At 38.1% G+C, this 24,131-nt stretch carries 18 protein-coding genes and 1 tRNA gene; 13 read left to right on the plus strand and 6 right to left on the minus strand.

From position 1 onward, the window contains the following. The first annotated feature begins 124 nt into the window (after window positions 1–124). Both OQX61_RS23675 and OQX61_RS23680 read left to right on the plus strand, forming a co-directional pair. Window positions 125–868 (plus strand): thioredoxin domain-containing protein, encoded by a 744-nt coding sequence (locus tag OQX61_RS23675; RefSeq protein WP_265844320.1) that lies wholly within the window; start codon window positions 125–127, stop codon window positions 866–868. 152 nt (window positions 869–1,020) lie between these two features. Next, window positions 1,021–2,412, plus strand: coding sequence for a DUF3943 domain-containing protein (locus tag OQX61_RS23680; protein WP_265844321.1), 1,392 nt, complete (start codon window positions 1,021–1,023; stop codon window positions 2,410–2,412). 42 nt (window positions 2,413–2,454) lie between these two features. Here OQX61_RS23680 and OQX61_RS23685 read toward each other — a convergent pair whose 3' ends face one another. Continuing rightward, complete coding sequence (locus OQX61_RS23685) at window positions 2,455–3,159, minus strand: LytTR family DNA-binding domain-containing protein (RefSeq protein ID WP_265844322.1); 705 nt, start codon at window positions 3,157–3,159, stop codon at window positions 2,455–2,457. Then, window positions 3,156–4,838, minus strand: a complete 1,683-nt coding sequence (locus OQX61_RS23690) for a histidine kinase (protein WP_265844323.1) — start codon at window positions 4,836–4,838, stop codon at window positions 3,156–3,158. Before OQX61_RS23690 ends, OQX61_RS23685 begins: the two co-directional genes overlap by 4 nt. 125 nt (window positions 4,839–4,963) lie before the next feature. On the opposite strand from OQX61_RS23690, the gene OQX61_RS23695 reads away from it, so the two are divergent. Next, on the plus strand, window positions 4,964–7,165 hold the full coding sequence (locus OQX61_RS23695; protein ID WP_265844324.1) for a TonB-dependent receptor: 2,202 nt from the start codon (window positions 4,964–4,966) through the stop codon (window positions 7,163–7,165). A 49-nt stretch (window positions 7,166–7,214) separates the two neighbouring features. On the opposite strand, the gene OQX61_RS23700 is transcribed toward OQX61_RS23695, so the two are convergent. Next, the gene (locus OQX61_RS23700) at window positions 7,215–7,946 is read right to left on the minus strand and encodes a DNA alkylation repair protein (protein ID WP_265844325.1); all 732 of its coding nucleotides are present in this window, start codon (window positions 7,944–7,946) and stop codon (window positions 7,215–7,217) included. Window positions 7,947–8,105: 159 nt separating this feature from the next. Here OQX61_RS23700 and OQX61_RS23705 point away from each other — a divergent pair, with 159 nt between their 5' ends. Continuing rightward, window positions 8,106–8,816, plus strand: a complete 711-nt coding sequence (locus tag OQX61_RS23705) for a hypothetical protein (RefSeq protein ID WP_265844326.1) — start codon at window positions 8,106–8,108, stop codon at window positions 8,814–8,816. 25 nt (window positions 8,817–8,841) lie between these two features. Here OQX61_RS23705 and OQX61_RS23710 read toward each other — a convergent pair whose 3' ends face one another. Next, window positions 8,842–10,326 carry a PLP-dependent aminotransferase family protein gene (locus tag OQX61_RS23710; protein WP_265844327.1) on the minus strand — a complete coding sequence of 495 codons (1,485 nt, stop codon included), beginning with the start codon at window positions 10,324–10,326 and terminating at the stop codon, window positions 8,842–8,844. Between the two features lie 67 nt (window positions 10,327–10,393). Here OQX61_RS23710 and OQX61_RS23715 point away from each other — a divergent pair, with 67 nt between their 5' ends. Both OQX61_RS23715 and bioB read left to right on the plus strand, forming a co-directional pair. Next, window positions 10,394–11,005, plus strand: coding sequence for a hypothetical protein (locus OQX61_RS23715; RefSeq protein WP_265844328.1), 612 nt, complete (start codon window positions 10,394–10,396; stop codon window positions 11,003–11,005). A gap of 40 nt (window positions 11,006–11,045) precedes the next feature. Then, window positions 11,046–12,041, plus strand: coding sequence for a biotin synthase BioB (gene bioB / locus OQX61_RS23720; protein WP_265844329.1), 996 nt, complete (start codon window positions 11,046–11,048; stop codon window positions 12,039–12,041). Window positions 12,042–12,260: 219 nt separating this feature from the next. Here the strand turns inward: bioB and OQX61_RS23725 are convergent, their stop codons facing one another. Then, window positions 12,261–13,139 (minus strand): DUF6266 family protein, encoded by an 879-nt coding sequence (locus OQX61_RS23725; RefSeq protein ID WP_265844330.1) that lies wholly within the window; start codon window positions 13,137–13,139, stop codon window positions 12,261–12,263. Window positions 13,140–13,820: 681 nt separating this feature from the next. Between OQX61_RS23725 and OQX61_RS23730 the strand changes: the two genes are divergently transcribed. After that, window positions 13,821–13,893, plus strand: a tRNA-Lys gene (locus OQX61_RS23730). A 353-nt stretch (window positions 13,894–14,246) separates the two neighbouring features. On the opposite strand, the gene OQX61_RS23735 is transcribed toward OQX61_RS23730, so the two are convergent. Beyond that, window positions 14,247–14,504, minus strand: coding sequence for a helix-turn-helix transcriptional regulator (locus tag OQX61_RS23735; protein ID WP_265844331.1), 258 nt, complete (start codon window positions 14,502–14,504; stop codon window positions 14,247–14,249). Between the two features lie 344 nt (window positions 14,505–14,848). Here OQX61_RS23735 and OQX61_RS23740 point away from each other — a divergent pair, with 344 nt between their 5' ends. The 6 genes from OQX61_RS23740 (at window position 14,849) to OQX61_RS24365 (ending at window position 24,086) form a co-directional block, all read left to right on the plus strand. Next, window positions 14,849–15,451: a hypothetical protein gene (locus OQX61_RS23740; protein WP_265844332.1), complete on the plus strand. Its 603-nt coding sequence runs from the start codon at window positions 14,849–14,851 to the stop codon at window positions 15,449–15,451. Window positions 15,452–15,487: 36 nt separating this feature from the next. Next, complete coding sequence (locus tag OQX61_RS23745) at window positions 15,488–15,760, plus strand: hypothetical protein (RefSeq protein ID WP_265844333.1); 273 nt, start codon at window positions 15,488–15,490, stop codon at window positions 15,758–15,760. 502 nt (window positions 15,761–16,262) lie between these two features. Beyond that, a complete protein-coding gene (locus tag OQX61_RS23750) occupies window positions 16,263–18,083 on the plus strand; it encodes an AAA family ATPase (RefSeq protein WP_265844334.1) in 1,821 nt (606 codons plus the stop codon). Between the two features lie 470 nt (window positions 18,084–18,553). Next, on the plus strand, window positions 18,554–21,028 hold the full coding sequence (locus tag OQX61_RS23755; protein WP_265844335.1) for a hypothetical protein: 2,475 nt from the start codon (window positions 18,554–18,556) through the stop codon (window positions 21,026–21,028). Beyond that, window positions 21,015–23,630: a hypothetical protein gene (locus tag OQX61_RS23760; RefSeq protein WP_265844336.1), complete on the plus strand. Its 2,616-nt coding sequence runs from the start codon at window positions 21,015–21,017 to the stop codon at window positions 23,628–23,630. Before OQX61_RS23755 ends, OQX61_RS23760 begins: the two co-directional genes overlap by 14 nt. Window positions 23,631–23,939: 309 nt before the next feature. Next, a complete protein-coding gene (locus OQX61_RS24365; protein WP_323670633.1) occupies window positions 23,940–24,086 on the plus strand; it encodes an ATP-binding protein in 147 nt (48 codons plus the stop codon). Window positions 24,087–24,131: the final 45 nt, after the last annotated feature.

Consider the following 24,131-nt stretch of genomic DNA (forward strand, 5'->3'; position numbering starts at 1 on the left):
AGATTAGAATATTTGCAATTGATTCCCTGAACCCCTAAATGGAATGATGGAAACATGACAATCCTGCCCTAAAGAACCCAATAGTATTTCCTAATTTTGAATATCAACATTTTAAAAACGTCAAATGAAAATTGATCAGCATCATAACAGCCGCAGCATTTCCATCCTTATCCTCCTTACCGGGTTTTTACTTTTCAGCAGTCCAGCTGCTTTTGCGCAAAACAGCAGCAAGACGATCTCTGCGGTAGAATTCCAAAATCAGTTAAAAAACGCTGGTAAAGCGGTAATTCTTGATGTAAGAACTCCGGAAGAATTCAATACCGGGCACCTTGATCAGGCAAAGAACCTTAACATTTACGATGCAACCTTCCAGGAAAGCATTTCCAAAATGGACAAAACGCAACCTGTTTACGTCTATTGTAAAGGTGGCGGAAGAAGCGCTAATGCTGTTAAGAAAATGCAGGAACTTGGTTTTGCGACAGTTTACGAACTAAAAGGAGGCATTGTGGCCTGGGAACAGCAAGGTTTACCGTTAAATAATGCAGAAAAACCAAAAACAGACCTTTTTACCAGTACTGATTTTGATAAAATGCTGAAAGCAAATAAAAATGTGCTGGTAGACTTTTATGCAGAATGGTGTCTGCCTTGTAAACAAATGGAGCCCGTTTTACTGAAGTTAAAAAATCAGCTAAAAGGTAAAGTAGCCATTGAAAGAGTAAATGTTGATGAGGCAAAATCCTTAAGCAAATCCATTAAAATAGAAGGCCTTCCTGTGGTGGCAATTTATCAGAATGGCGTTGAAATAAAACGAGTTACCGGATTTCAATCCGAGCAGGACTTATTGAATCTGATTAAAGAATTAAAATAATCATCATTCCTAAAAGGGGTTATTTAGCAATGGGGTAAAAAAAACAGCTCCGTTTAGAAACATTCCTGATGTTTCAGTGTTACCAATTTAATACATCTTTATCTGACCTTAGGAGTAGATAAAGGTGTTTTTACTTGAAGGTAACTAAATATATGAGTATAATCTCCGGCTTAAGAACGACGCTACCCCTCCTTTTTCTGAGCATCTCCATTCCAATTTATGCGCAAACAACGTCTCCCCAGTCAGAGACAGATAGTCTGGCAAGTCCAATCGAAGAAATTCCGGTAAAAAAACGGTTCCTGAGGGCATCCTCCTCCTTGCTAATTGCAGAACTTATTCCCTGGTCTTACAGCAAATTTATCACCCATGCGGAGTTTTCAAATATTAGTTTGAAAACCATCGGACACAACCTAAAGCTTAAAAACTGGGCATGGGACGACGACGCTTTCCCGACCAATCAGATCGACCATCCCTACCATGGCAGCGTATTTTACAATTCGTTCCGGTCTAACGGCTTTACTTTCTGGCAATCCGCCCCTGCTGCACTGGTAGGCAGTTACCTTTGGGAAACTGCCGGTGAAAATCAGGCCCCTTCTAAGAATGACATCATCAATACCACTATCGGCGGAATTACGATCGGAGAATCCGTTCACCGTTTAACCAGAAAAATACTTCAGGTGCGCAGAAGAGGATTCAGAAGATACCTCAATGAAACCGTCAGCATGGTGATCAACCCAACCAATGGATTCAGAAGAATTGCGGATGGTGAATGGGGAAAACTAGCCTCAAGAACTGAACAGATAGACAGTACGTTATTGTTGCTTGAAGCAGAAAGTGGGATCAGAAAGGTCAATATGAGAGATGACCAGGCCAATTTCGGCGTTTATGGTCGTTTGAAACTGATCTATGGAAACCCTTTTGAAAACTATAAAACCCCATTTGGCAGCTTTGTCCTTAATGCGGAAGTCGGTCAGGATGATAGTTCCTTTGTAAACGCCTTAAATATCGTGGGCGCCGTGAACGGCTGGCTTTTGAGTAGCAATAGCCGGTCCAGACACCTGGTCTCCATCACCTCAAACTACGATTACATTAACAATCAAGCCTGGTATTATGGCGGACAAAGTATTAATTTCTACCTGTTTTCTGAGTTTGGACTCAACAGTAAGACGAAGTTAAAAACCTCTGTCGGCATGGGCCCGATCTTAATTGGTGCTTATGGCGAAAATGGCAAGTACAATGGCCGATTCTATGACTACGGTGCCGGTGCTGGATTAAATGCGAATGCAGAGGTAAATATGTCTGATAAATTTATGTTTGAAGTCCATTACAACGCCCGCTTAACGGGCACCTGGAATGGGAATACTTCCAGTTATTTCTCCCAAAGCATTGCTACAGAGCTGGAATATGTACTGAGTAAGGAACTTTCTTTTTCGACAGCACCAGGTTTAGTCCTCCTAAAGGAAAACTACAAAACTACTCCGGATGTACATAAGACCTTGCCGAGCTTAAAAGTTGGCTTCAAGTATAGGTTCGCCTATAATTAATCCTGATTTGAGTCTTTATGGTACCCCGGTTTAAAGCAAGGATCATAAAGACTCAAATAATTTCTCTTTCAACTGAGGATAACGCGTCCTCCCAACCGGAATCAGCTCCCCGTTTTTCAGCAGCAAATCGTATTTACTTCCCGAATTCACCATAATCTTTTCACATTGATCAATGGCGACGATATAAGATTTATGCACGCGCTCAAATGCCGCAGGAAGCAATTGCTCTAGCTTTTCCAATGATTTATCATGCAGTTCCAGTTTCCCGTTGCTCAAATGAAGTTCTGAATAAATCCCAGCCCCTTTGATGTAAATCAGGTCCTTTATATCCACCATAGAGATCTCTCCTGCTTTTTTTACGGCCAAAAACCTAAGCCCCTTTGCCGCTTGCTGAGGACTGGAAATCCGCAAAAAAGCCTGCGCTAACCGGTTTTCATCAAATGGTTTAGCCACAAAATCAAGGACACCATACTCAAATGCCGTAATCGCCTTTTCCGTATAGGCAGAAATCACAATGGTGTGAAAAGATCTGGATATGACAGATTCTAAAAGTGTAAAACCATCTTCGCCGTTTAAATTAAGGTCTAACAGCAACACATCGATCTCCTGATCTTCTAAAAATGACAAGCCTTCTCCAACAGATTCGAAACGGTCCAGCCGCTCTAATTTTTGTGCAAAAAAACCACGCGTCATCCGTTCAATCCTGCCGGCGATTCTCGTTTCATCTTCTATAATTAGTATCCTCATTTGTAAATTTTTATGATGGTCTTCCAACCTTGATCCACTGGTTCGGAATGGAATTCCCATTGATCTCCATAGCTTTCCCTCAATCGTGCTTTAACATACCGAAAACCGGTTCCCGATTCTTTCCGCGGTTTCCCTGCCCGGTTTTTCTCGCGATTTTCAGCAATCGTTAACAAGGTATATTGTTTAAATTCAGGCGCTTTGATAAAGTTTAGCTGAAAGCTTACCGTTCCATCCGGTAAGGGTTTACTGTGGGTAATCCCGTTTTCCAGTATTGTATGGAAGATTGCTGGTGGAATGGTCTCCTTAGGATCAATCCCTGAGTCTGACCACTGATAGTTTATTTCCTTTCGAAATTGCATCACTTTCAGGTGAACTTTACACAGTTCGATTTCCTTTTCCACAGGAATTAAGGTCTCATCGGCGATCTCATTCATCAAATCAAACTCTGTTGAAAGCGCCTGAATAAAGATGACCCCCTGTTTTGGCGATTCCTCTATCCAATCGATCAGAGAAGTAAGCGTGTTTTTAATAAAGTGTGGCTGTATATTTTTCTTGAGTAATTCCGTTTTCAGTCTGGCAGAAAGCAGCAAGGCCGATCTGTATTCATTTTCGGCATCTCTGGTTCTGATGGTGTGTAGAAAAAGCATACATAAAATAATGATATTGAAGCTAATAAACAGTGCAAAATCATAATACAGGCAATAAGTAATCAAAGCCGAAGCCAACAATCCAGCCATCACAATACCAGCTCCTTTCTCCTTCTGAACAACCGCAGTCCCCACAATCCCGAGGGCTGCAACCCACATTGCGAAACTTAAATACCTGGCCGTGACGTCGTAAGCACCATAATTATAGCCATATATAAAAAGGAGCGACAACAGCAGCAGGCCCATCAGCAATAGTTTCCTTTTAAAATGAAACTGAATACTAAAATACCAGGGGATCAATAAAGCAATCAGGAAAGTCAGCGCGCCGATAATCCCGAGTCTCAGGTAAAATTTTGAATAAGGAATGGTAATATAAATCTTGCTATACTCCGTTAGCTGTAACATAAAAAAAAGAAAGCAGGTGATACAAAATATGAGCACTGCATAGTCCTTTTTCCTGCTGTTGATGAAGATAAAGAGGTAATATACCGCGGCAATCAGAAATACGCCGGCGATCATGTTCATAAAAGAAGCGACAACAAGCGGCATTTTAATCAATTGATCATAATCCCCTGTTGAAATCCAGACACCGCGAAGGTCATCGCTTAAATAGGATTGAGAGGCTCTGATGGCGACCAGGTGTTTCCCTTTGCCGGCCAGCGAATCAGGGATCATAAAACAAGTGTTTGCCGTACCGGGGATTTCTTCCTGATCATTTTCTTTAATCCGGCCGTTTTTCCCGATCAACGCCCCATCCCAATACACCTCAAAAGCCCCAAAAGCATGGATCATCAGGCCAGCATGCTCCCCGACACTTTTATTTCCCAGCAGTTCAACAGGAATACGCGCCCAATAGATCTGGTCCTTTATAGCTGTCCGTTCCTTAGGCCAATTGCTGTCGTCATAAGCCGGAGATGCCCGGTTCAAATCATCCCCTGACTGATATACCGGACTTACGACAAGGGAATCCACTTCTGTTTTACAAGAAGAAAAAGAGAGCAGCAGGAGAATAAATAAAATAAAACGGTTCATAGATTAAAGATAGAGCGAATATAGGGCAGAAAAATGTAGTTCAAAAGGATATAGAGCAGTTCACATGTTTTAGCGGTCATAAAATAATCCGGCTCCTTAAACTTGTACTAAACAAATAAACCACCATGAAACTACTGTTATTTTTCCTTTTATCATTAAGCTGTATATTGAATTCGGCTGCACAACAACAAACTACTGAAAAACCAGTAGCAGACAGTACTAAAAAACCAGCTGCAGGTAGCAGGGAGAACCCGACGGCGGGTAGCCCCTTCGACAAAACCCTGAATGAAGTAGCCATTACAGGAGATAAACCTGGCGTTAGTCTGAAGTTAGACAAGAAAATATTTGTGGTAGGAAAAGACCTCCTGTCGCAAAATGGTTCTGCCAACGACCTGCTCAATAACCTTCCTGCAGTGACTGTTAGTGCAACAGGACAGGTCAGCTTAAGAGGAAACCCCAGTGTGCTCATCTTGATCAACGGCCGGAAAACGGGGTTAACACAGAGTAATGCGCTGGATCAGATTCCTGCCGGACAGATTGACCGGGTAGAGATCATCACCAACCCTTCTGCCCGTTACGATGCTGCTGGCGCTGCCGGTATCATCAATATCATCCTTAAGAAAAACAATAAAGCCGGATTTACAGGTCAGGTAAAGCTGCTTGGGGGAATCCCGAATGACTTGCGCATAAACCCGAGTCTGAACTACAAATCAGATAAATTCAATTTGTTTTCTACTTTCGGCATTCGCAATACCGATTACGTTGGCTTATACCGTTCCGAACAAGTGGTTAGTCCACCGGACCAACCTGCTACACGGTACAATCAATTGAAAAATGAAAACCGACATGACGATGGAAAACTCCTGTATCTGGGTGCAGATTTTTTCCTGAATGATCACAATACCATCACTGCGGCATTCTTCAAAAATGCCACTAAAGACCATGACAAAACCAGTTTAAACTACGATTACAGCAATCATCTTGTCGACAGCGCTTTAATTCGCAATGGAGAATCCAGAGAAAAGCGCTCTTACAACCAGGTTGAGTTCAATTACACACGCAGTTTTACCGATCCGAAGAAAAAGTTCAGCATAGACTTACAATATGATTTCTGGAACAGTGAAAAATCCTGGGCGCTGAATACCATCAGAATCGCACCCAATCAGGAAACATTGCCAGGGATCAGAACGAGTGCTACCGGAGCGAGCAAGGATTTCCTTTTACAGACAGATTACGTACAACCAGTTACGGCGCATACTGCGCTGGAATTCGGATTAAAGGTAGAAAACAGGTTAGTGAGCAGTGATTATCTGGCGGAAAAACAGGAAGGAAATGATTGGGTAATTCTTGATCAGATTGACAATAAGCTAGACTATAAAGAACTAATCAGTAGTGGATACACGCAAATCAGCAGCAAATGGAAAGCCTTTTCCTACCTGTTGGGTTTACGTGCAGAGCTGACTAAAGTCCGCATTGAAGACCGCGAGCGTACTTTTCAAAGGGAGAAGGATTATACCAGGTTTTTTCCAACTGCTCATTTGGGTTATCAATTTAAAGAAGGGACAAGCCTGCAACTGAGTTACAGTAAACGTATCAACAGGCCTTCCTTAAGCTTATTGTATCCATTTAATGAAATCACTGATTTTAACGCGCAATACGTTGGGAACCCTGACTTAAACCCTTCTTATGCGGATGTTTTTGAACTTGGCTTTTTGCAGCGCTGGCATAAAGTGACCCTGAATCCATCTTTATACTATCAATATATCGGGCATCCAATTCAGGACTATACCTATTTAAAGGAAGGAAACACTTTCATTACTACTCCTGTTAACATCAATTATGAAACCCGTAAAGGCCTGGAGATTTCTATTTTGTATCAACCGGTAAGCGCCTTACAACTGAATGCAGAATTTAATGTTTATGCGTTTAAACAACGGGGGTTTTATCAGGACCAGGACTTTAATTTTTCTGGCGAAGCCTTAACCAGCCGCATTAGTGCGCAACTAAAATTACCGATGCGTTTTGGTTTTCAGGGACGCTATAACTTTAGCACTGCGGAAAGAAATGCACAAAGCAGGACAGCGGCCATCCACAATTTAGACCTCGGGATCAGTAAAAACCTGTTTAAGGATAAAGCGACACTGGTTCTTGATGGCAGCAATATTTTAAATTCGCGTCAATTTAAGACCAGAACTACCGGTAGTAATTATATGCTTAACCAAATTAACAATCCAAATGCGGACCGTTACCGCCTTAGTTTTTTGTATAAATTTAACAATAAGGCAGGGCAGAATGTGCGACAGGCGAAGACTGGAAACCGGAACTAAGTCAGTTCACAAAAACGCTGGTTTATGCCAGAAACCAGCGTTTTTGTTACTAGCACTTAACCGTTTTCTTCTTTTTACCGATTGTGCCTTTATCTTTTATTTTCAAAATGTAGTCAATTGCATTGGGGACTTTGCAAGCAGCACCATTGGCGTTAACAGTAATGACCCCCAACTTTTTAGCAGCCTCAATTGCAGCAGCAGTTAAGGCTGCTACATAAGCGCCTACTGCAATAATGAAGTTATTCATTTGATAGCGGACGCGATTGCCGGCCGTTGGAATCTCCCGAACTACTCTTTCCAATAATCCCTTTAAGTCCTGAATGTCTAGTTCCTCATCTGGTTTAAGCGAAACGAGATTGCTGAGTGTTGCCCAGCCTGATGCAACAATATATTCTTCTTTATGATCGATCCATTCGAGAGCCAGTTCCCAGCCATAGCGACTGCCTGCAGCTACCCATGGCACAGTCCATTCACTAATGTTGGTAGACAAACCTTGCTCTGCCCAGGTTTGCAGTTCCTCCTTCGTCATTTTTTTATCGTCGGCGATTAAACCTGCCAGATACATCGCATCTGCGTTTCCAGTAGCATACAGGTCTTTCGCCAGCTGGTAATCCATTTTAATCTTTTTCTGAATGGGTTTCAGGTCCCCTACTCTTACGCCAAAAAACGGTTCTCTGACTCCATGTTTCAATAGAATATTTTTGATCTGTTCGCTGCCTTTGGATTGCAGCTCATCCATAATTTCTTTTAAGGTCATAGCGGTTTCTTTATTCGGGTTCATTGTTGGTTTTTGCCAAAGGTTTCTCTGATCTTCTTATTGCGATTCCGAACAGATACGAATTTAAGCTAATTTAAGCTCAAAAACACCTTGATTCTGAAGATAGCAATAGCACAACCAGGACAAAATCAGTATATTGCTAAAGTACTCATACAGAGAATCATGCTTGAATCCTTACCAGTTTACCTTTCTGTACTTTTTTGTCTGATAGCTATCGCCACGGTATTCTTACTTCAGTGGACGATTCTTGGCTCTGATTCCAGGTTTACCAAAAAAAAGGCAGGCACAATGGTCCTCATTTTAATCTTATGGATGATCATACAGGGTATTTTAGCCTTTAAGAACACCTATAATACGGACACCAACTCGCTTCCACCAAAAATCATTCTATTTGGCATTTTCCCTATGATCATTGCCATTATTTCGTTGTTTGTGAGTGTAAAGGGCAGGGCATTCCTGGACGGTCTGCCTTTAGAAAATCTGACTTATCTAAACCTGATCAGGATACCTGTTGAAATCGGGCTTTACCTGTTGTACCTGAACAAAGCTGTTCCTGAAATCATGACTTTTGAAGGCAGAAATTTCGATATCCTTGCAGGCATTACCGCACCATTTGTAGCCTTCTATGGGATTAAAAAGGGAAAGTTAAGTCCTAAGTTGATACTGGCCTGGAATGTCATTTGCCTGGCGTTGCTGATCAATATTGTATGTATTGCCCTTTTCTCTTCCCCATCTCCTTTTCAGAAGTTCGCATTTGATCAACCCAATATCGCGCTACCTAATTTCCCTTTTGTATGGCTGCCAACCCTGATTGTACCGGTTGTGTTGTTTGGCCACCTGGTTTCCATCAGGCAGTTGCTCCGTAAAATCTGATAAAGAGGGAGTAGCTAGCTATAGATCAGGATTCTTTAACAGCCAGCGATAAAATATGAACAGCTTCTTCCAGTTCTTCCGTACTCAGGTTTCCGAAACCCAACCGCATTGCGGTGAAGTTATCTGTCTGGTATAACAGTTCCTTAGGCAGATGCAGGTTTCTTTTCAGGCAGTTTTTACTGATCCGCATCAGGTTTAGCTGAGGATTCCATTTTGTCCACACCGACAATCCGCCAGGTGGCGAAGCAAAGCTCAACTCTTCTCCAAGCTCATTTTGCAGGAGTTCCGTAAAAACATCCCTCCTTTCCTGGTAAATTTTCACCGCTTTTTTAAGGTGTCGCTGGATTTCCTTTTCTTCCAACAGTTCTGCGAGTGCCTGCTCCATCAACATATCGCCCTGCCGGTCTACCAGTCTGCGGAATTTTGCCATTTCCCGGATCAGGTTTTCAGGAGCAATCAGATATCCGGACCGGAATCCTGGTGCCAGCGACTTACAAAAAGAACCTATATATACTACCATCCCGTTCGTATCTGCACTTGCAAGGGGCAACACCGAATTTCCATTGTAGTGAAAATCGTAGTCATAATCATCTTCCAGGATAATAAAACCGTGCAATTGAGCCAATTGTAACAACTCCACCCTTCTTTCTGCACTTAGGGTAACGGTGGTTGGATAATGGTGGTGAGGCGTCAAATACAACATCCTGATTTTCTTAGTCTTGCACAATTCCCGGATCGCATCCACGGAAATTCCGTCTGCATCTACAGGCACAGAAATGATCTTTCCACCGGATTGCTGAAAGCACATATTGGCCAGATAATAGCTCAGATCACCTACGATGACCAGATCTCCGGGCTCGATTAACATACTGGAAGCCATGTAAATGCTCATGTGAATCCCTCTGGTGGTCAGGATATTGTTTTTATTGATATGTAAACCTCTGGTATTGTTGAGGTATTGCGCTAAAGTTTCTCTGAAATACTCATTTCCCTCTACATGGGAATAGCCGAAATGCTTGTAATTGGTTTTACTCTTTAGAATCCCACCGTACACTTTCGACAATCTATCCAGAGGTAAAAGCCTGATATCAGGTAAGCCATCGTTAAATTCCAGTTTGGCGGTAGTCGTAACCGGAAGCACATCCAGTAAGATGCTTTGCTTAAAGCGGTAGCCGGTTGCTGCCGGATAGCTGGTCAAAAACTTTTCATCGTAAGGTTCCAATGCGGTATTTTCCTGTGGCCCCTTATTTCTGACGAAAGTGCCCTTATTTGGCCTGATTTCCGTCCATCCCTGGGCATCCAGCTCATCATAAGCTGCAATTATGGTCTTTCTGTGGACTTCGAGATCTATGGCCAGACTTCGGGTGCCCGGCAGCTGTATGCCTGGCAAAAGTACGCCCCGCTGGATGGCATTGATCATTTGATGGGCGATCTGAAGGTATACCGGACGATCTAATAACCGATCGATACGGATCACACTTTGAAATGGAATTTGAACCGGACTACTCATAAACTTAAAACTGGTACCTATTAACTATCCGGCAAGGTAATACTTTTGGCTCAAACAAATGAAATCAATGGAATTAGAAGTATTGCTACAACATATAGTAAACGATGATGAGGTACATGCCCGCTTTCTCAATACCCTCTCTTTGCAGGAAAATATAGGGGCTAGAAAGATCTCTGCGAATGAACAGCCGGAAACATCGACCTATATGGTCTTAAAACATGCGGCCGAAGAACACCGTCATGCCTTCTATCTGAAAAAACAAATCAGCCGGTTAAATGCAGCGGCCTGCCCTACTTATGAGCCGGACTACCTGTTGGCACCATACAGCACTAAATACTACCTGAATAAACTGGATCTGCTGACCAGCCGGTATTTAAAAAACACCTTACAACTGCATGGATCAGCATTAAAATTTGCTGCATATCTATTGGTTACGTATGCCATTGAAGTACGTGCAGATGTGATTTATCCTATTTATCAGGATGTTTTAAGCAAAAACAACAGTAAAGTGAGTGTGCGCTCGATCATTTTAGAAGAACAGGGACACCTGGAGGAAATGATTGTACAGCTGAAAACGTTCTCCCCTTCCTGGGAAGATCATGCGAAGCAGATCATTGCTATAGAAAGCAAATTATACCACAGCTGGATGGAAGACCTTTCCAAAACCATATCCGCTTAATCCAGCTATTATTAACGACAACCAACAAAAAAGATATCAAATGAGTAATACTACCCTACGTAATGACTGGTCTATCCAGGAAATAGAAAACATTTACCACCAGCCTTTATTGGAACTTGTTTATCAGGCTGCAACTGTACACCGCGTATGGCATAAAGCCAGCGAGGTTCAGGTCTGCACCTTACTTTCTGTGAAAACGGGCGGCTGTCCGGAAGACTGTTCTTATTGCGGTCAGGCGGCACGATACCATACCGGCATCACCGTAAAGGCATTGATGGACAAAGATGATGTGGTTGCCATCGCTCAAAGGGCTAAAGACGCAGGTTCTTCCCGCTTCTGTATGGCCGCAGCATGGCGTGAAGTACGCGACAACCGCGATTTTGACAAAATCATTGAAATGGTAAAAGGTGTGAATGAAATCGGCCTTGAGGTTTGCTGTACTTTAGGAATGATCAATGAAGCGCAGGCGGAAAGATTGCAGGAAGCCGGATTGTATGCGTACAACCATAACCTGGATTCTTCAAAAGAATTTTATCAGGAAGTGATCAGTACCAGAACTTACGACGATCGTTTATCGACATTGAACAATGTTCGAAAAGCAGGGATTTCAGTATGTTCAGGTGGTATTATCGGTCTTGGTGAGACTCATGAAGACAGAATCCGCATGCTCCATACCTTATCAAATTTAGAGCAACATCCGGAATCAGTACCTGTAAACGCCTTAGCCAGAGTAAAAGGAACGCCTTTAGCAGATTTGCCGAAAGTGGATAGCTGGGAAATGGTAAGAATGATTGCTACTGCAAGAATTCTGATGCCAAAAGCGATGGTTAGACTGAGCGCTGGAAGAGCGGAAATGACTACCGAAGAACAAAGCTGGTGTTTCATGGCAGGTGCCAACTCTATTTTCACCAGTGAAAGTGAAGAAATGCTGGTTACGCCTAATCCAAAACTGGATGACGATCGTAAGATGTTCGAGTTATTGGGATTAAAGCCAATGCAGAAAGACAGAACAGCCGCCACAGCTGTCAAAGCATAACCTTAAGGGGGTTAAATGCCGATGATATTGGCGTGAAAGGAGTTGAAGAGTTTGCCCTTCTCTCCTTTTTTTATGCCCTGTAGTATGGAAACGGGCGTTTTTACCCTAATTTTATGCTGAATACGCAACAGCACTGTTGCCTGGCAAAAAGTCATAGGAATCCCCATTCTGAATTAAAAAGCTTCCAGATTCGATTAAAACAATAAGAATATTTGTTTATCAGGAGGGTGTAGGAAAAGTATATTGGCCTTTGTGTAGCGAAAAATAGCTTGAAGAACTGAGTTGCTGATTTAGCTTTTTGCTCCGCGATGTTTTAAGCACTTGTTTTTTAGCCTGTTGTTGTTTTACAGTCTGTTTATTGTGAACAGTTTTATCAGATTTGTTGGTCTTAGTGGTCTTAGCGCTGTCTTTCGTCGCATTCTTCTGAGGTTCTTCCGAAAAATTCTCCGGTTCAACTGATTTTACATTTAAAGACCCTGCATGTACACTGTCTGAAATTTCAGTTGCATCTTCATCGATAAAGGAAATATAGGCCTCCATACGGCTTTCTGCAAGATTTGTGTCGATAGCGACAACCTCATTACCTACATGTCTCCTGGATCCGCTAAGCACATAAGTAGACACTCTGGCATCAGGAAAATGGATCAATAACATTGCGCGGTCGTTTCTATTTCTCCAGGGTAAGTCTGCCGGAACTTCCCATTTGAATTCTATACCGTCTGCATGTTTAGAAATCGTGGTTTTATCTGCTTTTAAGAGGCTTCCCATGCTAACCAGGGCTTTGGTATAGTCCATGCTGATGTTTGGATACTCCCCTTGTACTGCATGTTTTTTGTTGTAAGAAACAGCTTCATTGTAAAAGTTTTTATCCGTTCCGGCGGTTATTAGTCTGAAACCAGACCTGATAAAGGTCATATTTGGCCTTAGAAAGGCGTTTACGACAGTCATCTGCTCACAATTGGCTTTTCTTGCGGTGGTGAGTGGTTTGGTACTATGCCCCACTGTTCTGATAATCGACTTCCCGTTTAACATATAGCCGACCAGGTTGCCCACCCGGCCATTAAATCCTCCAAATAATCCATTGTTTAAGCTGCCCATGAGTACGTTTTTAATTGATTTACAATAGCTTGCTTAGGTAAGGTACGGAATCCTCCCGGAATAAGTTCATAATGAGGCTTAATTAAATTGATAGTTACGAGGACTTCATTAAGTCCTTATTAGGTCAATCAGACCTAATAAGGACCTATCAACCACCTATTTGCAATCTAGTTAAGTCTTATTTGATAGAAGCGCAGTAGGAACTGATGCCGAAAGCTGTCCGAAGGCAGCTCCTCTCCTGCTACCCTTCTGTTTTTAGCGCTGATGTTACCTTGGAATAAGAAAATTATAAAGATTTGGTATTTCTGAGGGATTTGCAGAAAATGTCGCCGATGATTTGAAGTATTTGCCTGTCTTTTGAAATGTCTAATTCGGGATTGATGAATTTGAAGACCTTTTCAGCGCTAAATCGCCTGGTGGTTCCGGGGATTTTAGAAAATTTCTTTCACTTTATCTGATTTTGCAAGTGGGTTGGCGGAGAATTGTATGTTTTTCTGCTGTGTTGGAATATTTTATTCGATTTTTCTTAGTAAATCAAACAGCTGATCATCAAATAGATAATACAAAGAACAGGTGTTAAAGCGTAGATCAACGCGGTTTTTTCTAATAATATTGTGTTTACATAATTGTTTTTTAATAAATTTTTCTATCTTTGCAATCCCGAAACAAGGGAACATAATTGATTCCGTAGCTCAGCTGGTAGAGCATTACACTTTTAATGTAGTGGTCCTGGGTTCGAATCCCAGCGGGATCACAGAAAGGCTTAGAGAAATCTAAGCCTTTTTCGTTTTAAACCCTGTTAATCGTCCGATTAACAGGGTTTTTCAATTTTAGAGATTGCCGAAATTCACACCAAATTCATTCCTAATCGGTGAGCGATTCGGTGAGTCATTTTGAAAATCTACCCTACTCACCAATCAACTATTGAACTTTGCGGTTAAAACATCTGGAATTTAGGAACTGAAGCAGATGCTCTCTCCCATTTTACTGGAAGGATCCGAAAATTTAATTGGCAAGGAATACAATATATGGACCGTATGAGCGTCTTATATATGAGAGCGTTAATTTAGAATGAAGCGGGAATGGTCGGAGATCATTCCCGCTTTCCTATTTAATTGGGTTTTCATATTCTTCATTGAAAAACTCAGTTAAACTGACTCCAAAACAATTAAGAATATTAATCATAGTGCCAATGGTGATATTAGCACTCCCTGCCTCATACTTGCCATATTGGGAACGATTTAGATTATGTTCATAAGAAAACTTATCTGGACTGGTATAACCTTTTGATTTTCTAAGGCTTTTAAGTCTTAATCCTATTTTCTTTAGCTCGTTTTCACTTGTTAAAAGATCGCTATTTGCCATGAAATAAAGTAAAGCAAATACTCCACATTAACACACTCCATAAAAAGAGTATTTTTATTTGGAGTATAAACTTTATATCGTTACCTTAGGGTATTAAACAAATAAAAATGTAAATAAACCATTATTAAAACACTTAGAGTCTTGCGGTTGCATTATCTGAAGCCGTAGCGCAAGACAGCAGAATACCTAACCTATTTACTAATATGCTATATTAGCGTATTCCTAAAATAGGTGCGGAACTGCTGTACACTTGTGATACGTAAGGCTTCAGAAACTTTTATGCAACTACGAGATGCAGTTCCGCACCTATTTCTGCATCTCCAAGGCTCATTAATTTCAAAATTATGAGCAATAGAAACAAACTCCGGTACAATCAGCTTACAGATAAGCAGATCCTAAACCCACACGTATTCATTTCAGATTTTTGCAGATATGAAATAGACATTGAAGCATTTCGCACTGAAATTCTACTGCTGATCAAATCAGCATGTACGAACAAACAGTATGGAAAAAGTGAAGAATACTTCTATAATTACAGGTGCTTACTGAAATTGCTGGAAGCAGGTCACATCTTCTTTTGCAGGGATACTAAGTTCTCTTTGCATTGTGATCCATGCACACTTACTCCATGTGAAATAGACCTTAACAGGTATTACAGCACGCTTATAACCACCCACTTTAAAAGTCTTTCGGATAAAGAAGTCAAAAACACCCAATGCTTTTTTAAGGACTTTTTCAGCTTTATGAGCCTAAACGAATGGCGGTTGATATTTAGCCGGATTGTAGAATATGCCTATCGGAAACCTACTATTGACGAGGTTTTAGAGGATGGCAGTACAATGGTGGTAGTAAAAGAGTATATAGAAAAATTAATCGAAGTCATCTATCTGATTGACAGCAGTCAGACCGTCTTCTGCATCAATAACACCACTACAACAGTAAACTAAATCAACAAATGATAATTACACTTAATTCTTGCCACTATGAAAAAGCAAATCTACAAATACAAGATCAATGAGTATTTATTCAACCTCAATGTATGGCAATACTGTAAATCGATGCAAATTCTGCCAGACTTGTTAAGCATTTCACTAAATACCTTCCACAATTACCGGAGAATACCGCAGGAAAGTTCACAGGATATTCCATACGAAAAAGTGATCCTTATGGAAAAACTATTTAAGTTTCAGCAGAGCACACTAGCAAACCACCATCGGGAAATTGAAAGTTTAAAAAGTATGCTGATAAATGATTAAGCCACTGCCCTTTTTTCAAAACCATAGTCCTTTCCGTAAACACCTCCGCAAAAACCGCGCGGTGGGCATGGGCTAAGGTGTTTTTGCAAGCCACAAATGCGCGAGGGAAACTCTTTTGCAAAAACACCTTTCTTTATTTCCCTTCTTAAATAAAACAACGAGAAAGGTAGGATTCCAGCCAGGACCCTATATCCACCGTTTGATGACCTTTCTGTAGGATAAAGAATCCCCCGAGGATTCTTTAGCTCTTTCGCAACGCATACAGGTACAGAATAGGGCTACTGCCCAATTCCTGCTTACTCTTTTGACTCGTTCTAAAATTCGGCTTGCTTATTTGAAATAATTTACTAAGATTTGAGATAACAATTTATCCGTACATATAAATTTCAGACTGAAGTTTTACAAAAAACTATCTTTAAAATTTTTTCACAATCAGTTTTACAATTGCGCAACATGTGATGTTAGAAACAACGCTATTTGCATAATTAACGCTTTATTAATTATGAAATATAAACAATTTATTATAAAAAATTTCAAAGGCATTGAAGATATGACTTTTGATTTAGACAAGTCGCCTAATGCAAATATCTATACCCTTGTTGGATTAAATGAGAGTGGAAAAACCACTATTTTGGAAGCCATGAATCTTTTTAGCATTGGGAATGTTGGGCTGAAAGCACTTAAAATTCCAGGTTCCTCTGTTAGTGACTATGATGAGTTAATTCCAATAAGTAAAAGAGACAATTTTAATGGAATAATTAAAATTGATGTTACTTTAACACTTGAGAATGAAGATACAGCAGAATTAAATAAATACCTGTTTAAAAACACTGAATTTAAAAACATTAAGCCAACTAAGACGTTAAGCTTTCATAAAGCTTTTCATTATAAAGATTCAAAATATATAAACTCAAAGCTTACATGGAGCGGATTGAGTGTATGTAAAAAAAGTAATTCAAAAAAATATACTGCCTTAGGCGATAAATATCATCCTGAAACAAACCTATCGTTATCAGGGATATGCTTAAAGTTAATTCCAAATATACTTTACTTCCCAAACTTCCTGTTTGACTTTCCCGCTCAAATTGCACTTGAAACTAAAGAAAAATCTACACCTAAGGACTTATTTTACATAAGCTTAGTGCAAGACATACTTAATTCCTTAGATAATGATACTAATATTTCAACACATTTAATAAATAGAATTAAGAGTAAAGAGAGAGGGAATAAAAGAAGTTTGGAGAGATTGATACAGCTGATGGAAAAAAAGGTAACTGAAGTGGTTTTTGAAGCCTGGAATGTAATATTTAAAAGAAAAATACTCGATACAAAAGTTATAATTAATTACGATCTTGATGAAAATGGATTGGTGTATCTTGAATTTGCTATTGAAGCTAACGATGGTATTTATCAAATTAATGAACGGTCGCTTGGCTTTAAGTGGTTTTTCATTTTCTTACTATTCACCCAGTTTAGACCATTTAGGAAGGATTCACCCCAAGGAATTATATTTCTTTTTGATGAACCGGCATCAAATCTACATTCATCAGCTCAAAAGCAACTGCTAAAGAGTTTTGAAAATCTAATAGGTAATGGTAAAATCATTTACACAACTCATAGTCATCACTTAATCAATCCCCATTGGCTAGAAAGCACTTACGTAGTAAAGAATGAAGGTTTAAGACTAGAAAAAATGGAGGAATATGATATTAAAAAAACCAATATTATTATTCAACCTTACAAACAATTTGCTTCAACACATCCTCACAATACTGCATACTTCCAGCCTATTCTTGATGTACTTGATTATGTACCCAGCAACCTCGAAAACGTGCCTAATTGTGTGTTTTTGGAAGGTAAAAATGACTATTACACTTTATCCTATTTTAAAGATGTGATATTAGAGATAGATTTTGATCTAAACCTATCTCCAAGCACTAGTTCTAGTAACATGGATGTTCTGATCAGTTTGTATCTGGGATGGGGCAAAAATTTCTTGGTCCTATTAGACTCAGATAAAGAGGGTAAAACACAAGAAGCAAGATACAAAGAGAGTTTTGGCATTTCAGTTGAAGACCAAATTTTAACACTTGAACACATTCAGGCTAGCTGGAAAAAAGTAGCTATGGAAAAACTTTTTAAACCAGAGGAGCTTTTGTCATTTCAAAAAACAATTTACCAAGATACTACCGAATTCAATAAAACTCATTTTAATAGATCGATTCAGGAAAGCCTTGTTAAAAAGCAAAAGTTTGATTTCAGTGAACAAACTAAGGAAAATTTCAGCAGGGTATTGTTATTTTTATATAGCAAATTAAAATAATTTATTATACAGATTACACCTAAAAACAACAATCCATCTTATAATTTACTGAATCCCAGTCCTGCAAAATTACCCATTAATGCTAACTCATAACAATAAATTTCCAGAAATCTATGATACTATTTTAAAACATAATTATCTTCATAAGATAGCATTTGCAGCTAAAACGTACAAAATAAAGGTGAGCGATTCTGTGAGTACCAATTCCAAAACCTCCCAGATAAAGAATAAACGTTAATTTTCACACTAAGTATGAATCCCAGCGGGATCACCAAATAAAAACAAAACCACTGTAAATCAAGAGATTACAGTGGTTTTTTAGTTTTACTGATAATATTACTGTCAAAAAAACTTATTCAACCGGAATTCCATAATACCTGCCGTTATTTATCAATAATATTCTTTTTTGTTCGAAATCTACGTTATTTAATACATATTTAACCTATTATTTAATTAACAACCCTCAATACATGTCCAAATTAATAATCGATCTAAACGACGAATATAAAGTGAAAATTGAAAATGGTAGTGAATTTAAAAATTCCATTTTCAAAGAAGTCTATGATAATGCTGCTAAAATTGTTAATGAAATTATAAAGCAATCTTCAGGCGATTTTAAATATGATGAATATAATAATATTATTGCCTTCACAGGAGAACGGGGCAAGGGAAAGTCATCATCGATGATATCATTTATGAATTCTCTAGTCGAGATGGACGAGAATAACACAAAGAAACATGAAACATCCTATAGTAATGAAGTTCTCCCTTTAGTCAACAAAAAAACATTTGGAACAATAGACGTAATAGATCCTTCACTTTTTAGAGGAAAGGAAAGTTTATTTGAGATAATCATTGCAAAGATGTTCTCGAAATTCCAAATGGCTATAAAGGATCCAAATTGTAAAATTTCTGATGATGATCGAAGACGAATTCTAACCTATTTCCAAATCGTATTTGATAATTTGAAGATCATTAAGGGAGATAGAAACGACCTATTTAAACAAGAAACAATAGAAGCGTTAAGTAATTTAGCTACAAGCAGTAATCTAAAAAAAGCATTTCAAGATTTAGTAGAGACGTACCTAAAAGAATTCCTTTGTAAGGATTTTCTGGTTATTGCTATTGATGATTTTGATTTAAACATAACTGGGGCATATGACATGCTTGAAGATATTCGTCAATTCCTAATCCAGAGAAAAATTATACTACTTATTTCCTGCAGATTAGAGCAATTACGAGATGCTCTACGTAATCATTATGACCAAGAATTAAAGACCGATACTAGTGACAATTTAAACAAGGCCAATAGGTATTTAGACAAATTAATTCCGTTTAGTAAAAGGTGTGATCTTCCTGAGTTAAACGATGTCAAAAATAAAACTTTTGAAATAATTGACCGGAATAATGAATCGATCTTTAATAATGAAGAGGAAGATATTCAAACGGTCATCTTAGACCTTTTATATACGAATCATAAACTTTTCATAAGCAAGTCGAAATATAGATTTAATTCGCTGATGCCTAAAACTCTACGAGAATTACAAGAATTTTTCAATATAATCGTCGAGCATGATAAGTTAGAGCAATTAAAACGATATCTGCTATCAACAATAAAGAAGGAGAATATTTATCCAGATATTTTTGATGAAATAGATAGCAGAAATAATTATAACTTAAATTTATATGTCGTTCTTAAGCTCAAATATTTAATAAAATTAATAGGGCAGCCTCAAATATCTTTCACCTCGTCGCTATTCATTGATGAAACTATAATTAAAGAAATTTCTGAAGGTACTAACCCAGATAACGTCTCAATTGGAGATGTCCATGCGTTTTTGAGACACTTTGAAGCTCTAATTCCATTTGACGACGATAAAAACAATAAATTTATTGATTTTATCAAAATATATTATTCGATCAGAAGTCAGGAAAAAGCCACGGCGAGCAATAACAATTTGTTAGGGGGCATTTACAGTGGCGTGTATAGATTATTCAGAGTTGACGGGGGCAAAAAAAAACGTGATTGGGTAGAGTTTAATTACACATTGAAAGATATAAATGATGAATTAAAAACGCCTCAAGAAAAGTTCATTTTAAGTTTATTTATCCATATCACAGGAAAGAATAAGTCTTACAGAAGAGCCTCTTCTTCTCCCTTCTTTAAACCTGATTTTCAATTTGAAAATGGAATCTTTAGTCCTATTGCCTTTTTGGCTAATTCTACATTTGGTGCTCTTAACCTTAACACGTTAAATCAAACTCATAACGATGAAATCGAAATACTCCCCTTGTTGGAGGCTTGGAGTGATGATAATAAGCTAATTCAACAGCTAAATAACGTCATGTTTTTACATGAGTTTTTTAGACGCATAAACATATATATAGTAGACTATAAATCAAAACTTCCTACGGAATATTTTGATACAATCTCTTTTTATCTGATCAACGGAGGTATTGCGGCACTTAACGAAATGATTGAAGATTATGGCTTCTTAGGCAAAGATCTTTTGACGGAGTATATTTCTCATCCATTGATTCAATCGTTTGCAAAATATAATCATGACAACAACATCTTTGTTTTAGATGAGAGTTTATTTGATTTTGACAATATTGAGTCTTTTATTACTGCCGATTTAATATCTGTAATTAATAAATTATATGAAAAGAACAGCGCTGATAGAGTTGATTCGTTAAATAAAAGAAAGGAAATTTTCGAAAAATTGGAAAAATTAAATGGTAGGATTAGAAGAAGGCCTGATTTCAAAATACAAACGCTTTCCACTATAATAAATGAAATTGATGCTATAGACACTACCTCAAGGTTTATTGATGAGTTGTCGGCCTTCAAGCCATTGTTAACTTCAAAAGATCCATCAAAGGTAGAGCAAGCAAAAAAAGATTTAAAAGACTACTTACAAAAAACATTAAATGGACAATCTTAGGGCATCAATAAAGCTCCTTTTTGGAAACTTATGTCCAGATCAGGTTTTAAAAAAGAAACAGGATTACATTACAAATAACACTTTCTTAGAAAATGCATTTGTCGGATTTCCAAATCACAGTATCGATGAAATTCAAAACGTGTTTTTGAAGTTGGAAAACGATTGGTTCTTTCCTTTAAATAAAAAATCAAACGAGAATTTCTTCAATATCCTGACCCACTTTAATAATCAAGTTTTAATCGAAGAGAATCTTGAACCTTTTGTTAAATATGAGCACCTACTCAAATGGCGTGATTTATCATACAATTTAGGTGAAGATATACTTGTCTGTGCATATTTTGCATACTCAGATAATTTGTCACAGAGAAATAGAGACTTTTTCTCGTGGAGACCTACTACCTTTTCTAACAATAAGAGGCTTAAAACTATTTTAAAAAAGGGACTTGCCGAAAACCATTTCCACTTAAAAGGCTCTGGTCCTGTGTTTGATTTAAGTTGGTTAAATCTGATGAATAATATCAGTAATCATACTAAGGGATTTAATGACTTGATTAAAGAGACTAAATTGGCTACGTCTTATTCGAACTCCTTTGATAGTTCGAAAAAAGATATACAGGTCTTGGTTTTCAAGGCTGCTTATATCCGATGGAAATTGTTTAATTTTATAAACAATTTTCCAACTAACTTACATATTGATATTGAACAGCAATCAAACTTTTCGGATTCTTATGACCTAACATTAAGACTAAGCGATCTTAAAAGGGAGATTAATGTAACAAAACACCTTAATGGACATGTATTCAAGCATCATAATGATGAAGTAGTTATAGATTATGCAATACCAAAGAATATTCATTGCCAAAATTTCGATCATTCATTTGTTTTTTATGGAGAACGGAAATTGCTTTATGAATGTTTTAGAAAGATTTACTTCAACGATCAATCATTCAAGCCTTACCAACACTTATTTCATAGCTACCTTTTAATAAAACAGAACTTTCGGTCGGAATTAATCCAGGTGAATGACAAAGTTGGGTTTGGAAATTTCTCGAAATATCAAAATAGAAAGGAATATTTTCTTCATGATAATAGTGTATATCATACGGCGTTTGTTAATCTAGCTGTTAATGATACACTGACTCATAGTGAAATAAAATCGTTTGAAGTTCGGGTGGCACCTAAAGACAACTATTTGTTACTAGATAATAGTATAGATACATACAATAGAACTATTGATAAGAAAGCAATTAAATCGTTGAAGAATTTCCAGATCGACAATACTCCCAAAGCGAAAAAACCTCAAAAACACTTTTATACCATTCATTATATCAAAGAACAAGACAACGTAAAAGCCAATTCGATTGCCAACTACATCGGTTGCCGACATAAAATCCTTCGTGATAAAATAAAAAAACAGTCAATCGCCATTAGTACACTTAGAGAGAAAAACTACCATACATCTGAACTAATTCGTGGTATAGATTCGGCTTCGAATGAGTTTGATGCTCAGCCAGAAGTTTTTGCCCAGGGATTTAGATATTTAAAACATCATAAATTAAGAGGAACGCTGAATCATTTAAAAGATAATCTCACAGAACATAAAATATCTGCAACATATCATGTAGGTGAAGACTTTTATGATATAGTCGATGGGCTTAGAGCTATAAATGAATGTATCGTTTTCTTGAACTTATCACAAGGTGATAGAATAGGGCATGGCCTTGCGTTAGGCATAGACGTCAAAGAGTATTATAATTTTAAAAAGAATAAACTTGTGTTACCAAAACAGGTTGTATTGGATAATATCGTTTGGTTATTAGCTAAAATAAGAAAATTTGGCATTAGTTCTTTTAGAGGTGAGGTTAATAGACTCGAGAAGCTTTATGAAAACCTTTTTCAAGAAATTTTTCGATCGAGCTTTGCAAATGAAACTGAATTTAAAAACAAGCACTTTCATCAAACGACATATTATGAATCGTGGAAATTAAGAGGAGATGACCCAAATTTGTATTTAGATAAACTCGACGAAGATATATATGAAAAAGTTAATTTGACCTATTGGGAAAGGTGTCGAATAAATGAGGAGTATCCCAAGGAAAAAAATATTCGCAACAATATCGATGTGAAATTTTTATATCAACAATATCACTTTAATCCTAAAGTAAGGGACGAAGGAAAAAAAATAAAACAATTCGACATTTCAAGTGACTACATCTCCCTAGTACAGGAAGTCCAGATAGAGATGTTGCGTGATTTTAAAAATAAAAACATTTCAATTGAATGTAATCCAACATCAAATTACTTGATTGGAACCTTCAAACGGTATGCTAAGCATCCAATTTCCAGATTTTATAATCTTGGACTTGAGATTAATACACATGCATTAAAAGATTGTCCTCAAATATCAGTTTCAATAAACACTGATGATCAAGGAATATTCTCAACCTCAATTGAAAACGAATATGCACTTATGGCCATTTCTTTAGAAAAAGAGAAAGATGAAAGTGGTAAATTAAAATACAACCCTACCATGATTTATGACTGGTTAAATAAAATTAGAGAAATGAGTCTAGAGCAAAGCTTTGGAAAGATCCTTGAGTAAGTTCTTCAATCGTTTCCGTTTTACCTATAAGAGGGTGTAAAATAAACTGTGTCTCTAAGTTAATAATTAACCAGTTGACACAGTTTGTTTCGGTATGTAAAATAAACTGTGTCAGGGCGGTGATTCATTAGAGTTACCGCCTTGTTCATTTTAGTTCAAATCTAGCACCATCCGATCAGGAAACGAAATTGCAAGTTTTTGTGCAGTAACACCCCAATTACTTAATGGTATTGTCCACTTTTGACTGACGAGACAATCCTTGATGACTTTGGTCTTCAGAACCTTGATAAACCGCAAAGAGATCTGTTAATGGAAATTATTGAGGACAGACAAAATAAGAAAGCGACTATTATTGCATCTCAGCTCCCGGTAAGCACATGGTACGAAGTAATTGGTGAAGGAACAATTACGGATGCAATACTGGATCGACTTGTCCATGGCGCGCGCACCGCATAAGTTTATCAGGGGAATCCTTAAGAAAAGTAAAAAAACAACCCTATA

Source organism: Pedobacter sp. PLR (genome assembly GCF_026239675.1).
GTDB lineage: Bacteria > Bacteroidota > Bacteroidia > Sphingobacteriales > Sphingobacteriaceae > Pedobacter.